Origin of the sequence: Dechloromonas sp. TW-R-39-2 (assembly GCF_016864195.1) — a bacterium.
In the GTDB taxonomy this organism is placed as follows: Bacteria; Pseudomonadota; Gammaproteobacteria; order Burkholderiales; family Rhodocyclaceae; genus Azonexus.
In genome coordinates, this window is the sequence record NZ_CP045202.1 from 2,263,134 (window position 1) to 2,277,668 (window position 14,535).

12 protein-coding genes are annotated in these 14,535 nt (G+C 58.5%); 6 read left to right on the forward strand and 6 right to left on the reverse strand.

Features of this window, described 5'->3' with window-relative positions:
- Window positions 1-19: 19 nt before the first annotated feature.
- The gene (locus tag GBK02_RS10960; protein ID WP_203466708.1) at window positions 20-1,228 is read left to right on the forward strand and encodes an MFS transporter; all 1,209 of its coding nucleotides are present in this window, start codon (window positions 20-22) and stop codon (window positions 1,226-1,228) included.
- Window positions 1,229-1,245: 17 nt separating this feature from the next.
- Here GBK02_RS10960 and GBK02_RS10965 read toward each other — a convergent pair whose 3' ends face one another.
- Window positions 1,246-1,575, reverse strand: coding sequence for a hypothetical protein (locus GBK02_RS10965; protein ID WP_203466709.1), 330 nt, complete (start codon window positions 1,573-1,575; stop codon window positions 1,246-1,248).
- Window positions 1,576-1,580: 5 nt separating this feature from the next.
- Between GBK02_RS10965 and gcvA the strand changes: the two genes are divergently transcribed.
- On the forward strand, window positions 1,581-2,525 hold the full coding sequence (gene gcvA, locus GBK02_RS10970; protein WP_203466710.1) for a transcriptional regulator GcvA: 945 nt from the start codon (window positions 1,581-1,583) through the stop codon (window positions 2,523-2,525).
- Window positions 2,526-2,558: 33 nt separating this feature from the next.
- On the opposite strand, the gene GBK02_RS10975 is transcribed toward gcvA, so the two are convergent.
- From GBK02_RS10975 to GBK02_RS10985, 3 genes are all read right to left on the reverse strand, one after another.
- A complete protein-coding gene (locus tag GBK02_RS10975) occupies window positions 2,559-6,380 on the reverse strand; it encodes an S-layer family protein (protein ID WP_203466711.1) in 3,822 nt (1,273 codons plus the stop codon).
- A 178-nt stretch (window positions 6,381-6,558) separates the two neighbouring features.
- Window positions 6,559-7,449 carry a radical SAM protein gene (locus GBK02_RS10980; RefSeq protein WP_203466712.1) on the reverse strand — a complete coding sequence of 297 codons (891 nt, stop codon included), beginning with the start codon at window positions 7,447-7,449 and terminating at the stop codon, window positions 6,559-6,561.
- Between the two features lie 3 nt (window positions 7,450-7,452).
- The gene (locus GBK02_RS10985) at window positions 7,453-7,878 is read right to left on the reverse strand and encodes a thioesterase family protein (protein ID WP_203466713.1); all 426 of its coding nucleotides are present in this window, start codon (window positions 7,876-7,878) and stop codon (window positions 7,453-7,455) included.
- A gap of 116 nt (window positions 7,879-7,994) precedes the next feature.
- Here GBK02_RS10985 and GBK02_RS10990 point away from each other — a divergent pair, with 116 nt between their 5' ends.
- A complete protein-coding gene (locus GBK02_RS10990) occupies window positions 7,995-8,363 on the forward strand; it encodes a YajD family HNH nuclease (protein WP_203466714.1) in 369 nt (122 codons plus the stop codon).
- A gap of 181 nt (window positions 8,364-8,544) precedes the next feature.
- On the forward strand, window positions 8,545-9,198 hold the full coding sequence (gene nfsB, locus GBK02_RS10995; protein WP_203466715.1) for an oxygen-insensitive NAD(P)H nitroreductase: 654 nt from the start codon (window positions 8,545-8,547) through the stop codon (window positions 9,196-9,198).
- A 27-nt stretch (window positions 9,199-9,225) separates the two neighbouring features.
- Here the strand turns inward: nfsB and GBK02_RS11000 are convergent, their stop codons facing one another.
- Entirely contained in the window at window positions 9,226-10,275 is a 1,050-nt protein-coding gene (locus GBK02_RS11000) for a serine endopeptidase (protein WP_203466716.1), read from the reverse strand.
- Complete coding sequence (locus GBK02_RS11005) at window positions 10,272-11,213, reverse strand: DUF808 domain-containing protein (RefSeq protein WP_203466717.1); 942 nt, start codon at window positions 11,211-11,213, stop codon at window positions 10,272-10,274. The genes GBK02_RS11000 and GBK02_RS11005 overlap by 4 nt, the downstream gene beginning before the upstream one ends.
- Window positions 11,214-11,355: 142 nt before the next feature.
- On the opposite strand from GBK02_RS11005, the gene GBK02_RS11010 reads away from it, so the two are divergent.
- Both GBK02_RS11010 and parE read left to right on the forward strand, forming a co-directional pair.
- Window positions 11,356-12,408, forward strand: a complete 1,053-nt coding sequence (locus GBK02_RS11010) for a PHB depolymerase family esterase (RefSeq protein WP_239002981.1) — start codon at window positions 11,356-11,358, stop codon at window positions 12,406-12,408.
- 70 nt (window positions 12,409-12,478) lie between these two features.
- A complete protein-coding gene (gene parE, locus GBK02_RS11015; RefSeq protein WP_203466718.1) occupies window positions 12,479-14,428 on the forward strand; it encodes a DNA topoisomerase IV subunit B in 1,950 nt (649 codons plus the stop codon).
- Window positions 14,429-14,535: the final 107 nt, after the last annotated feature.

The window sequence follows — 14,535 nt, forward strand, 5'->3', positions numbered from 1 at the left end:
GTTTTCTGATCTTTCAGCCATGCCTTCATCTCATACCTCGCCGGATGCACGCCGCGATCTCGAAACCATTTCGCTGATCGGTTTCGTACATGGCGTATCGCACTTCTTTCATTTGCTGCTTCCACCGCTCTTTCCATGGTTAATGGCGGAATTCGGGCTGAGCTTCACGGCCATCGGCGTCACGATGACCGTGTTCTTTGTCATTTCCGGGATAGGCCAGGCGGCAGCCGGTTTTCTGGTCGACCGCTTTGGTGCGGCGCGCATACTGGCAATCGGCATTGGCTGCTTTGCCTTGTCAGGTGTCGTCCTTTATTTTGCCAACGGCTACGCCATGCTGATTGCCGTCGCAGCGATTGCCGGCCTGGGCAACAGCGTTTTTCACCCGGCTGATTTCACCGTACTCAACCGCCATGTCTCGCAACCGCGACTGGGCCACGCATTCTCGATTCATGGCTTGTCCGGCAATATCGGCTGGGGTCTGGCGCCCATTTTCATGACCAGCATTGCCGCTTACGCAGGCTGGCGCTACGCCGCCCTCGGCGCCTCGCTGCTGGCCCTGAGCGCACTGGCTCTGCTGCTCTGGCGACGTTCAGCACTGGCCAGCCCACTCATTGAGGAAGCCGACAAAACAGTATCGAGCAATGCTTCGATTTTCGATTTCCTGACGGTCCGTGCCGTCTGGCTCTGCTTTCTGTTTTTCTTGCTGATCACTTCGGCATTCGGCGCCATTCAGAACTTTGCCAGCCCTATCCTGCAGGCTCTTTACGGACTGACCATCACCAGTGCTGCCAGCGCTTTATCGGCTTATCTTTTTGGGGGGGCTGGCGGCATTCTGCTCGGCGGCTTCCTGGCCAGGAAAGGCGAACAGGAACGCCTGATTACCGCAGCACTGGGCACCGCTGCCGCCCTGGCCATACTGCTCGCAATCGGCATTCTGCCTGGCTGGAGCATCCTGCCACTGATGGCGGCCATCGGTTTCTGCACCGGCATCGCCGGTCCATCGCGCGACTTGCTGGTTCGGCGGGCAGCGACCGCTCGTTTCGGCCAGGCGGCCTTCGGCCGGATTTACGGTTTTGTCTATTCCGGACTCGATGTCGGGCTGGCGCTAGCCCCTGCCGTTTTCGGCCAGTTGATGGATGGCGGACGTTACAGCGATGTCCTGATCGGCATCGCCGTCTTGCAGACACTGGCGATCTTTACCGCTTTGCGTGTCAGCAAGACCATCTGATCTGTCGGTTGCCCGGGTCAGAACACCGGCCCGGCAAACACTTCCTTGAAATAGGCATCGACATCGTTTTCAACCATCCGCATGCCCGGCAGGTAAGGCGTTGTTTTCCCGATCGAGACGACGGGGGCGCCCGCATCGGCTTCAAAAACATCGGCATAACTCATCACTTCGGCCTGTTTGGCCGACTTGAAACGATTTAACTGAGCAAAGATTTCGGTCAGCGACATGGTGATTTCCTTACATGAAACAAAGTTGATGGCTGCAATATAGGTTTTATGTTGCAGCGCAGCAAACAATGATTTATTGTGGTCAGCATTAGTTTTACTTAACCCGCTGACCCGAATCATTTCTCTTGCCCTACCGCCTTCCTCCCCTTTCCACCCTGCGTACTTTCGACGCAGCTGCCCGCCACCTCAGTTTCAAGCGAGCGGCTGAAGAGTTGTGCGTTACGCCGGCCGCGGTTAGTCAGCAAGTCAAGACACTGGAAACCCATCTCGGGGTTGCTCTCTTTCTACGCCACCAAAAGGGCCTGCAGCTGACCGAAGCCGGTCTGGCCATGCACCCGAAAATACGGGAAGGCCTGGACTGCTTTTCAGCCGGCATTGAAGCGACGCGGCTCGATGGTCAGCTTGCGCTGAACCTGAGTGCCCCGCCTTCGTTCGCAACACGCTGGCTGGTCCCTCGCCTGCCCCGCTTTTCATCTGCCCACCCTGACGTGGCTATCAGGATTTCAAGCCTGCGCGACAATATCGACGGCCAGCAGGGATTGACCGTTCCTGCCGGAGCGACCGCCGGCAAGCGCAGCGAAGGGATTGATGTGGCGATCCGTTTCGGTACCGGGCAGTATCCGGGCTACCAGGTCAGGAAAATCGTTGCCCCGGAATTCGTCATGGTGTGCAGCCCGCGTTTGCTTGAAGGAACGTTTCCCCTGCTGCAACCGGAAGATTTGCGGCACCAAACCTTGATTCACGACGAATCGATTCCGCTCGTTGATATGCGTCCGAGCTGGGACGAATGGTTGAAGCTGGCCGATGTCAGCGGTGTTGATAGCGAACGCGGCCCACGTTTTTCGAATTCCCTGATGGCACTTGAGGCGGCGCTGGAAGGTCAAGGCGTCGCGCTGGCCCTCAAGCCGTTGATCGAAGCCGATCTGGCCGCCGGTCGCCTGGTCATTCCCTTTGACATCAGCATGCCTTCGGCCTACGTTTATTTTCTGGTCACCGCCAAAAGCGTGGCAGAAAAAAGCATTGTTCTCGCCTTTGAACAATGGTTGCAGACCGAAATCAACGCTCGTTGAAGCGTTGACCGCGACATTCGCCAGGCGACGCTGCTAGCGTTCGGGAATGAGCAGGTTTCCCCCCGCCGTCCCTGCTGGCAGCGTGGCGCTGGAGACACCCGGCAGTCCCGTGCATTGCATCAGCGGGCTGGCATTCAACGAATTGCCGTTGGCATCGAAGTTCCCCAGGATACCCGCCATGCTGCCGGCAACCGGGGTTTCATTCGCCGCTGGGATCATTGGCGCAATGCCCGGCAAAGCCGCATTCGGCGTATCGGGATACAACGCCATCGCATCGACCAGGCTGCTGACCTTGCCCTGCAACGCGGTATCAGTTGAACTGGCCGGAGCCTTGTCGGCCCGGAACCAGACATCGGCCATTTGGTGCGCCGAGCCATCCTGCGTCTCGTAACTTGAAGTCAGGCCGATCAGGTTGCCGTTATCAAACGATGCGGTATTGGCCGAAGTCAGATCAAGCTGCGTGATACCGACCGAATCGAGCGTTTTCAATTCATCCGTCTGGCTAACACCATCTGCATTGCCATCCACCCAAAGGCCGAGATCACCCCAGGCATCATCGGCTTGCGTCAGCACACCATCGCCGTTGCTATCCAGGGCCTGCATGGCTACAAAGCCATTGCTTGCTGTTTCACCACTGGCCAGCACGGTTGCTCCCCCGAACAACTCGCTGCCATCATTGATCAGGCCGTCGTGATTGCGGTCCATGACCAGCAAGGCATCTCCGCCGGTTATCCAGCCGGTCGCAATCTTCTGGCCAGTGCCCAGCATGTCGAACTGGACGCCATTCTCAATGCTCAAGGTCGAGATGCCGTCACCATTGAGATCAAGCACGATCGGCGTGACATAGAGGTAGGAAATCTGGTCGTTCATGGCGGCCAGTTGATCGGTCGTCAAGGCGGCACGCTGATCGTTGGTCAGTGCCGAAACCTGGTCGGTCGTGAAAATATGCACCTGATCGGTCGTCAGGCCTGCCTGAATTTGCGTCGTGGTCAAAGCCACAAGCTGCGTCGTTTGTAGCGCCAGAACATCGGCAGTTTCCATCGACGAAAGCTGATTTGTCGTCAATGCAACCAACTGCCCGGTGGTCAGGCCAACAACCTGCTGCGTAGTCAGTGCGACGATTTGTTCTGTAGTCAGACCTGACTGAATCTGGGTCGTGGTCAACGCAGCGACATCATCAGTTGCCAGGGAGGCAATCTGCCCGGTGGTCAGTGCAGCAATATCCTGAGTTTCAAGCGCCACAATCTGTGCAGTACTTAACGCGATCAGCTGGTTTGAAGTCAATCCGGCCACTTGCCCGGTAGTCAGGGCGACAATCTGTGCGCTACTCAAACCGCTCTGAACCTGGGTGGTCGTCAGGGCGGCAATTTCTGTCGTCGTCAATGCCGCAATTTGCGTCGTGCTCAGGCCCGAATTGATCTGCTCGGTGGTCAGTGCAGCAATCTGGGATGTGGACAAGGCTGCCAGATCGGCAGTTTCAAGTGCGCCAATCTGCCCTGTGCTGAAGGCTGTCAGCTGGCTGGTTGTCAGCGCCTGCACCTGCTCCGTCGTCAGTGCGGCAACCTGGGCGGTTCCCAGTCCGTTGGCGATCTGGCTGGTACTGAGTGCAGCGATCTGGTCCGTCGTCAGACTGGCAATCTGGCTGGTCGTCAACACGCCTAGCTGAGCGGTACCCAGCAAACTGGCAATCTGGTCAGTACTCAAAGCAGCAATCTGGAGACTGGTCAGCGCACTCAATTGCTCGGTGGTCAACGCTGCGAACTGAGTTGTCGTCAGACCATTGGCGATTTCATCGGTGGTCAAGACCACAATCTGGCTGGTCCGCAAAGCAACAATTTGCTCGGTGGTCAGTACTGCAAACTGCGCCGGACTCAAACCGGTGCTGATTTGTTCCGTGGTCAGCGCGGCAATTTGAGCCGTGGTCAGGTCGTCTAGCTGATCCGTGTTCAAACCCTGGCGAATCTGACTCGTCGTCAGCGCAACGATCTGACTGGTGGACAAGGCCACAAGATCGCGGGTCTCCATCGCATTCACCTGGGCCGTCCCCAACGCTTGCAACTGATCGGTTTTGAATGCGGCGAATTGCTCGGTCGTCAAGGCAACGATCTGGGCAGTGCTCAAGCCCGACTGAATTTGTGTCGTATTGAGTGCAGCCAGTTCAGTGGTAGTCAACGCCTGGATTTGCGCAGTACTCAAACCAAATTTGAGCTGCTCGGTACCCAAAGCCGAAATCTGGTTAGTGGACAACGCAGCAATCTGGGTTGTCGCCAGCCCCTGGTTGATCTGTAGCGTACTTAATGCAGCGATATCGACCGTTTCGATGGCTGCCACCTGCGTCGTGCTCAGCGCCTGCAACTGGCTGGTGTTCAGGCTGGCGATCTGGTGGGTGGTCAGCGCGACGATCTGAGCGGTCGTCAGCGCGGCGACTTGCGCTGTGGTCAGAACCGAGATATCCGTCGTTTCGATGGCCGCGATCTGTTCCGTGGTCAGTACCGGAATCTGGCTGGTGCTCAGGCCGGACTGGATTTGCTCGGTGGTCAGGGCTGCGATCTGGGTCGTGCTCAGGGCCTGCAATTGTGCGGTCGTCAGGCCTTGGCGAATTTGGTGGGTGGTCAGGGCGGCAATTTGACTGGTCGTCAGGGCGGCCACATCCTGGGTTTCGATGGCCTGAAGCTGGTTCGTGCTGAGCGTAACAAGCTGCCCAGTGGTCAGCGCTGCCACCTGCCCGGTCGTCAGCGCAACCAGCTGATCCGTGGTCAGGCCGTTTTGCAGTTGGTCACTGCTCAGCGCCGCCACCTCTGTCGTGGTCAACGCCTGAATTTGCCGGGTATTGAGGCCAAGGCTGATTTGTTCGGTGGTCAGGGCGACGATCTGGCTGGTCGTCAGCGCAGCGATGTCGACCGTTTCGATAGCTGCCACCTGCGTCGTGCTCAAGGCCTGCAACTGGATGCTATTCAGGCTGGCGATCTGGCCGGTGCTCAGCGCGACGATCTGGGCGGTCGTCAGACCCGAGGCAATTTCGTCTGTCGTCAGCGCACCGATTTGCGACGTAGTCAGACTGGCGATCTGGGCTGATCCCAGTAGGGATAGCTGGGCCGGACTCAAACCACGTTGAATCTGTTCCGTCGTCAAGGCAGAAACCTGGGCCGTCCCCAGTGCAATCAGTTGGGCGGTACTCAGCCCCTGGCTGATCTGGGTCGTGGTCAGCGCTGCAATCTGGCTGCTGGTCAGGGCGGCCACATCCTGCGTTTCCATTGCCTGAAGCTGATTCGTACTGAGCGTAACAAGTTGTCCGGTGGTCAACGCTGCGACCTGCCCGGTGGTCAGCGCAACCAGCTGGTCGGTGGTCAAACCGCTCTGAATTTGCAGGCTGCTCAGTGCGGCAATCTCGCTCGTGGTCAAGGCTTGAATCTGGTTGGTACTCAAGCCAAGACGCACCTGGTCAGTAGTCAGTGCGGCGATTTGCGCCGTGGTAAATCCATTACTGAGCTGCGTCGAGGTAAATGCGCCGATCTGATTCGTCAGGAAGGAAGACATCTGGAACGGGGAAAATGCCCCCACCTGCGATGAGGAAAAATCCTGAATCTGGGATGTCGTAAAAGCGTCGAGTTGCTCGACGGATAATTGGGCAATATCCGTGGTCGACAAGGCCTGAATCTGCGTAGACGTCAGGCCGGCAATCTGTGCGGTGGTCAGTGATGAAATGGGGGCTCTGGTCGGAGCGGCCGCCGGAGATGGCGCGTCGGATTTCGGGCGAACACCATAAATCGAGTTGAGCGCATGAATGCCCAAACCGTTCAAGGCTTTGCCAATCGGAGCCATGATCGACTTGACCGCTTTAGAGAGCAAACTCACCCGTCATCCCCGACAATTGTATTGACCGCTCGCTTAAACAAAGCGGTTAAATGTGCAAAATATAAGAAAAAATCAGCAACTGACCAAGTTTAGCAAAAAACACGGAAAACACGTCTCTAAAGCACCGGGGCAAGAAAATCGGCACAGGATGAACGTCGACCGCAGCCCTGCCCGCCCATTACAGGCCCCGCGCCCAGTTCGGCCGGAGTCCGGCGGCCTCGGGTTGCATGATCGCCTGACGTACCTGGGTCAACAGCCGCTCCTTTTCCGCCCCCAAGGTTCCCTTGAGTACCAGCCAGTTTGAAGCGTGATCGCTGCGAAACACCGTGCGACGCAGATCAAGTGCCTGCAGGAACTGCTCCATTTCAACGAACAACTGGTGTTGATCGAGCGGCTCCCAGCCGGGAAAGCCTTGACGAAAACGCGCTTCACCCTTGGGAAAACTGACCACCAGCGTTGCCAGAAACTCGGGTTGCGTCGCATTGGCCAGGCGAGCCGAGTTTTCGGCATGCTGGTGCGTCCAGCACTGGCCACCCAACCCGTTCAGGATCATGACCGAGCGGGTAATTCCTGCCTCACCCAGTTTGTCGAGTGCTGCACACGTCGTTTCGAAGCTTTCACCTTTGTTGACCGCAGCAAGCACCTCGTCGTCACCGGATTCGGCCCCGACATAAACCATCGTCAGTCCGGCGGCAGCCAGCTGATTCATTTCCAACTGGCTCTTCTTGCTCAGATTGCGCGGCAAACAGTAGCTGGAAATACGACGAACCGCCGGCATGTGCGTTCGAATTGCTTCAAGGATGGCCAGCAAACGCCGGGTTGGCAAAACGAGGGCGTCACCATCGGCCAGAAATACGCGCCGGATCTGATCTCCATAGCGTTGCCCGGTCAGCCGGATACTTTCCAGCACCTCATCCTGCTCGCGAGCGCGAAACTGTTTTTGCGGTGCCGTATACATCTCGCAAAAAGTGCATTTATTCCACGAACAACCGTCCGTCACCGGCAAAATCAGCGAATCGGCTTCGCTCGGAGGACGGAAAACCGGCTCGACGTAGCGAATCGGCAGCATGACTCAGCCGCCAAACCGGGCAACAAATGCCGCAGGTGCCGTCGCAGGCTTGCGTTCGGTGTAATCGAAAAACATGATGCCGTGCTTGCCGCGCGCCACTTCGCGGCCGCTCGCCTGATCGGTGATTTGCCAGACCAGATCACAACCGTATTTGTTGAAATCATTGGCCGTCATCGAAATCTGCATCACTTCGCCGTGGAAAGCCTCCGACTTGTACTGGGCTGCGACGTCGGCAACGATCACCCCGACCCCCTCGACGTTCAGTTCGGAGTAACCGAGTGACTTGAAAAAGCGGACTCGGGCCTCGGAAACCAGCGAAATCAGCGCGGAATTATCGAGATGATTCCCGTAGTTGATGTGATTGATATAGATCGGAAGGTCGGTTGAGAAGATGAAGGTCTCGGGTAAATCAATCTTGATGCGCGGCATGATGATCCGTAAGAAAGGCAAAGACTGGCATTCTATGCGGCAAACCGGCTTGCCGCACAGCACCCGGCCGGACTACGATTCCAGCCTGTCTACTCCATTCCAAAGCGAAGCACACCATGAAAGCCATCGACCACAACCGTCTCGACAAAATCGTCAGCGATGCCCGCAAGGCGGCCGATACCCGGGCTGAAGGCTATCGCGAGCGCGCACTGAAGATTTACCCGTGGATCTGCGGTCGCTGCGCGCGTGAATTCACCACCGCCAACTTGCGTGAGCTCACCGTGCACCATCGCAATCACAACCACGATGACAATCCGTCCGATGGCAGCAACTGGGAGTTGCTTTGTCTGTATTGCCACGACAACGAACACCAGAAACAGATCGAGGCCGACCGTGGCTACACCGACGGCAACTCGCCTCGCGGCGGCGGTGCAACGCACAATCCCTTCGCCGCACTGCAGGGCATGCTCAAAAACAAGTCCTAAATCAGCCTCCGGCCATTCAGACGGATTGCTGCGGTCGACCGGCTGAAAACACGATTTTCATGCCAGCCAGCGTGACGCCACACGATTATCAATCTTTGATTGAAACAGATTCGCCGATCAAACAGTTTTTCGGCTGGCGTAAAAACCCGATACTGACCCCACTTCTTTCAGGATCAACACCGTGAACATCGCTCAATTCACCCAAGCCCGCTACACCACCAAAGCCTTTGACCCGGCAAAAACCATCCCCGATGCAACCCTGGCCGAGATGCGGACCCTGTTGCGCAACAGTCCTTCGTCGGTCAATTCGCAGCCATGGCACTTTGTCATTGCCGGTACGACCGAAGGCAAGGCCAGAGTGGCAAAGGCCACCGAAACCGGCTTCGCCTACAACACACCGAAAATCCTGAATGCCTCGCACGTCATCGTTTTCTGCGCCCGCACCGGGATCGATGAGTCGCATCTGGCCAAGGTGCTGGCTAGCGAAGAGCAGGATGGCCGTTTCGCCACCCCGGAAGCCAAGGCAGCCCAGAACACCTCGCGCAGCTTTTACGTCAATCTTCATCGCTACGACCAGAAAGATGCACAGCACTGGATCGAAAAGCAGGTTTACCTGGCACTGGGCACAGCCATGCTCGGCGCAGCCACGCTCGAAATCGATGCCTGCCCGATGGAAGGTTTCGACGCTCGCATTCTGGATGAGGAACTAGACCTGCGCAGCCAGGGACTGACCAGCGTTGCCTTGCTGGCCCTGGGCTACCGCAGCGCGAATGATTTCAATGCCAAGCTGCCGAAATCACGCCTGCCGGTTGAGTCCGTCCTGACTGAAATCTGAAGCAAGGCGGCACAAGCCGCCTGATCTTCACAGACCGGCCACAGCCCTGGCCGCAGCACCGCAGGCATGGCAGAAACGTGAAAAAGCACTTTTCCGGGCGGCGCATTGCTCGCAGTGATCGAACAGGCAGATACCGCAGTGCGGGCAATAATCGATTGCGGTATTGGCCAAATCAACCGGACGCTCGCAGCCGGGACAAACCTTCTTGGCTAGGCGGGCGAGTGCCGTGTCGTAACCCAATTCCTTGCGACGCTCCAGATCAGGCATCGCCTCGGCCTGTTTCTGGCGCTCAAGATAACGGTTCAGCCCGATGATCGCCTGCCGACCGACCAGTACCGTCACCACGATCCCGACTGCGTAGCGGACGTAACCCCCGTAACTCGGCAAATACGGCACCAGTTCGACAAAGAAGGCAAACAGCGCAAAGTAAATGAAGCCCCAGACAAAAGGCCACCAGGTACTCTGGCGCTTTTTGGCGAATAACCAGCCGGCCACCCCCAACAAGGGCAAAGTCAGCAGCAGGCGATACCCGAAGACGCGCAACTCCTGACTTTGCTGTGCCGCGGTCAACTGACTGGCCGCCGCATTTTCCAGTTCGCCCAAGCGATGACGGGCATGCCGCTCGGCCTGCTGTGCATCGAGCGCAACTTGTTGCTGGCTTTCAACCGCGGTCAGGGCGTTGCGTTCTGCCGCCTTGAGTTCATCAAGTGCTTTCGTCCGGCTCAGCAGTTCAGCATCCTGTTCCGGCCGCTGGGTCGCGTGCCGGGTGGCCAGCCAGTTGTTAAAGGTTTCCCGCGCGCTACCCGCATTGGCACGTGCAGTGTTGTGTTTCAGGCGGGCCTGCTCCAGTTTTTCCTGGGCATCCTGCGCCCTTGCCTGGCTTTGCTTGATCGTGGCACGCGCCTGCTCGGCGGCAGGCTTGTCGATGAAATCCTCAAGCGTGTAGTAATGCTCGACCTTCGGCAAATTCTCGACGACCGTACCGCCCAGCCCGATCAAAAAGCTGGCGAAAACGAAGGCAACCAGCCACAGGCCGAAGCGAAACCATTTTTCCGACAAACGAAGCGCCTTGCTCATTGCGGGCTTCCTTTCCTGATTCGCCCCAAAGCCGAGACGCATTTGACGCCGACCAGGGCCAGTACACCACCGACAAAACCGACCGCCATATCGAGCATGACCGGCGTCAGCACTTTGAGCAACATCGCCAATCCGCCGGTTGTCGCCGCCCATTCCGTCGCCAGTTCAATCGCATGATGCGCAGCCGGAATGCCATGGGCAATGATGCTGCCACCGACCATGAACATCGCGGCGGTGCCAATGACGGTCAAAGCTTTCATCAGCCACGGTGCGGCCTGAACCAGAAGCCGGCCACACTGGCGAGCCAGCGCATTGCGCTTGCGCAGCAGATAAAAGCCCAGATCGTCGAGTTTGACGATGCCGGCCACGATGCCATAGACACCGACAGTCATGATCAGCCCGATGCCGGCCAGAACGGCCAGTTGGGTCATGAACGGCTTGTCGCTGACCGTCCCCAGCGCAATGACGATGATCTCAGCCGAAAGGACGAAATCAGTCCGGATCGCACCTTTGACCTTTTCTGCTTCCAGTTCGGCCAGATTGCCGATCGTTTCGGGTTCTGCGGCCACCGTATCGACATGGTGGCCGGCGTCATCGGCACGGTGCAAAAACTTGTGGGCCAGTTTCTCGACACCTTCGAAACAAAGATAGAAACCGCCAATCATCAACAGCGGCAGGATGGCCCACGGCATCAACAGGCTGATCGCCAGGGCCGCAGGAACCAGAATCAGCTTGTTCTTCAGCGAGCCGACGGCTACGGCCCAGACAACCGGCAATTCCCGTTCGGCACGGACCCCGGAAACCTGTTCGGCATTGAGTGCCAGATCGTCGCCCAGCACACCGGCTGTTTTCTTGGCCGCAACCTTGGTCATCGCCGCAACATCGTCGAGCGCCGAGGCAATGTCGTCCATCAGAAGCAGCAGGCTGGCTCCGGCCATTGAAATTCTTTCATTTTGAATAAAATGCCATTCTAAAGAATAAAACCTGCAGGATAGATAAAGCAGTCGATCTGTTATCCTGCCCCGGCTGAAATTGCCGCGTTACCCCTGCAACGACCCAATCCTCGGAGTCTGCCGCATCATGTCCCTGCTTTCCTGCCGTTCGGCATTCGCCTTTTCGCTGGCCTTGCTCGCCACTGCGCCCCAGGCGGCCCCAGCCCTGCCCCAACTCGGCGCGACGACAAACGACCTGACGGTTTCCGGCATTTCTTCCGGTGGCTACATGGCCGTTCAGTTCCAGGTCGCTTATTCAGCACTGGTACACGGAGCGGGCATCATCGCCGGCGGGCCTTATTACTGCGCCAGCGGTTCGGTCAATCGGGCTCTCGCCAACTGCATGGAGGCCTCCGGCAAGGACACGCCACCGCAGCCGGCCGAAACGCTGAACACCATCCGGCAACTGGCCAAGGCTGGCAAAATCGATGCCCCGGAACATCTGCGTGACGATCGCGTCTGGCTTTTCTCCGGCGGCAACGACAAAACCGTCGCTCCGCCCGTCATGGACGCCCTGGCCGCCTTCTACCGCGAAGCCCTGCCGGAAACCGCCATCCGCTACGTCAAACTGCCTGATGCCGGCCATGCCATGCCATCGGTCAGCGATATCCAGCCCAACGCCTGCAACACCTCGAACCCGCCGTTCATCAACCGCTGCAAGGATTTCGATGCGGCCGGACAGTTGCTGAGCCATCTGCTCGGCTCAATCAAGCCATCGACCTCGGCGACAGACGGCGACATCATCGCCTTCGACCAGCGCCCTTTCATCGGCGGCACAGCCGTTGATGCCAGCCTGGCCGACGAAGGTTACGCCTTTATCCCGAACGCCTGCCGCAGCGGCAATTGCCGGGTGCACGTGGCTTTTCACGGTTGTCGCCAGAATGTCGGCGAAGTCGGTCGCCGCTTTGTCGAAGGCGCCGGGTACAACCACTGGGCAGCCAGCAACCGGCTGATCGTCCTCTATCCGCAAACCATCGCACGCAGCGGCTTTGCCTTCGGCTCGACCCAATGGCTGCTCAACCCGAAAGGCTGCTGGGACTGGTGGGGCTATACCGGCGCCGACTACCACACGCGCGACGGTGTCCAGATGCGCGCCATCCGGGCGATGATTGACACACTCGCCCAGCCGCCGAAACGGTAAAATCCGCCCCAAACATTTATCGACCGCCGTGCTGCGGTCGACGGCCCAATTTGCCTGATTTTCGAAACGAATGACTGAATACTCCGCCTCCTCCATCCGCGTCCTGAAAGACCTTGAGCCCGTCAAGGAACGTCCCGGCATGTACACCCGAACAACCTGCCCGACGCACATCGTCCAGGAAGTCATCGACAACTCGGCCGACGAGGCGCTGGCCGGCTACGCCAAACGCATCGGCGTCCTGGTCCGGGCCGATGGCGTGATCGAGGTGAGCGACAACGGGCGGGGCATTCCGGTCGAAATGCATCCGGAAGAAGGCCGTCCGGCGGTCGAACTGGTGTTCTGCAAACTGCACGCCGGCGGCAAGTTCAACAAGAAGGAGTCGGGCAACGCCTACCGTTTCTCCGGCGGCCTGCACGGTGTCGGCGTCTCGGTGACCAACGCCCTGTCCACCCGGCTGGAAGTTGAAATCAAGCGCGGCGGCGGCGTGCACCGCATCGTTTTCGCCGACGGTTTCGTCATCGAGCCGCTGACCCGGATTGCCGATTGCGGCCAGCGCAATACGGGTACCACGGTGCGCATCTCGCCCGATGCGAAATATTTCGACTCGCCGAAGATCAATCTCGGCCAACTGGAACACCTGCTGCGCTCCAAGGCTGTACTGATGCCGAATGTCACGGTCGACCTCGAAATCGAGGGCGAAACCAAGAAGACCTGGTGCTACCAGAACGGCATGGCCGACTACCTCAATGAAATGATGGTCGGCACGCCGGTGGCACCGATTTTCGTCGGCGAGAAATATGTCGAGACGGCCAACGGTTTCGCCGTCGGCGAAGGCGCCACCTGGGCGCTGGCCTGGTTCGAGGAAGGCGGCGGCAAGCCGGAATCCTACGTCAACCTGATTCCGACGCTCGACGGCGGCACGCACGAAGCCGGCTTGAAGGCCGGCGTCTTCGAAGCGATCAAGACCTTCGCCGACCACCACGCCATCCTGCCGGCCAAGGTCAAACTGGCGCAGGAAGATGTCTGCGGCCGGATGACCTACCTGCTCTCGGCCAAGGTCCTCGACCCGCAATTCCAGGGTCAGACCAAGGAAAAACTGACCAGCCGCGATGCCTACAAGCTGGTCTCGCAAATGGTCCGCGACCCGTTCGAGTTGTGGCTGAACAGCCATGCCGATTTCGGCAAGAAGATCGCCGAGCTGGCCGTCAAGGCGGCGCAGAACCGGATGAAATCGACCCAGAAAGTCGAAAAAAAGAAATCCTCCGGCATCGCCACCCTGCCCGGCAAGCTGACAGACTGCGAGTCGGACGACCTCAGCCGCAACGAAGTTTTCCTGGTCGAGGGCGACTCGGCCGGCGGTTCGGCCAAACAGGGGCGCGACAAGGAAACCCAGGCCGTGTTGCCCCTGCGCGGCAAGGTACTCAACACCTGGGAAGTCGAACGCGACCAGCTGTTCAAGAACAACGAAGTCCATGACATCTCGGTCGCCATCGGCGTCGACCCGCACGGCATCGACCAGCTCGACACGATCGACGTCACGGGCCTGCGCTACGGCCGCATCATCGTCATGTCCGATGCTGACGTCGACGGCTCGCACATTCAGGTGCTGCTGTTCACGCTCTTCCTCAAGCACTTTCCAGCACTTGTCGAACACGGTCACATCCACGTCGCCCAGCCACCGCTCTTTCGCGTCGACGTCGAAGCCCGTGGTCACACGCGCAAGGTCTATTGCCTCGACGAGTCGGAAAAGGAGCAGACGCTGCAAAAGCTGCGTGACGAAGGCGTTTCGGAAAACAAGATCACCGTTTCCCGCTTCAAGGGCCTCGGCGAAATGAACCCGGACCAGTTGTGGGAAACGACGCTCTGCCCGGACACCCGCCGTCTCGTGCCTTTCCAGGCCAGCCGCGAAATGATCAAGGAAATGACCACCACTTTCACCCTGCTGATGGGCAAGGGCGAAGCCGCCGGACGCCGGGCGTGGATGGAAAAGGACGGCGGCCTGGTCGAAGCCGACGTTTGACCGGAAACAGCTTGCAACACTTTCGGTATCGCCAGAAATAACTGAATTACATGTTTGCGCTTTAATCATTTCCAGCGCGGAATTCCCGCCAGTCATGATCAAGGAGT

Excerpts from the sequence above, each read along its gene's own strand:
- GBK02_RS10960 (WP_203466708.1), top strand. The coding sequence starts at position 20 with ATGCCTTCATCTCATACCTCGCCGGATGCACGCCGCGATCTCGAAACC.
- GBK02_RS10965 (WP_203466709.1), bottom strand. The coding sequence starts at position 1,575 with ATGATTCGGGTCAGCGGGTTAAGTAAAACTAATGCTGACCACAATAAA.
- GBK02_RS10980 (WP_203466712.1), bottom strand. The coding sequence starts at position 7,449 with ATGCTGCCGATTCGCTACGTCGAGCCGGTTTTCCGTCCTCCGAGCGAA.
- GBK02_RS10985 (WP_203466713.1), bottom strand. The coding sequence starts at position 7,878 with ATGCCGCGCATCAAGATTGATTTACCCGAGACCTTCATCTTCTCAACC.
- GBK02_RS10990 (WP_203466714.1), top strand. The coding sequence starts at position 7,995 with ATGAAAGCCATCGACCACAACCGTCTCGACAAAATCGTCAGCGATGCC.
- GBK02_RS11000 (WP_203466716.1), bottom strand. The coding sequence starts at position 10,275 with ATGAGCAAGGCGCTTCGTTTGTCGGAAAAATGGTTTCGCTTCGGCCTG.
- GBK02_RS11005 (WP_203466717.1), bottom strand. The coding sequence starts at position 11,213 with ATGGCCGGAGCCAGCCTGCTGCTTCTGATGGACGACATTGCCTCGGCG.
- GBK02_RS11010 (WP_239002981.1), top strand. The coding sequence starts at position 11,356 with ATGTCCCTGCTTTCCTGCCGTTCGGCATTCGCCTTTTCGCTGGCCTTG.
- parE (WP_203466718.1), top strand. The coding sequence starts at position 12,479 with ATGACTGAATACTCCGCCTCCTCCATCCGCGTCCTGAAAGACCTTGAG.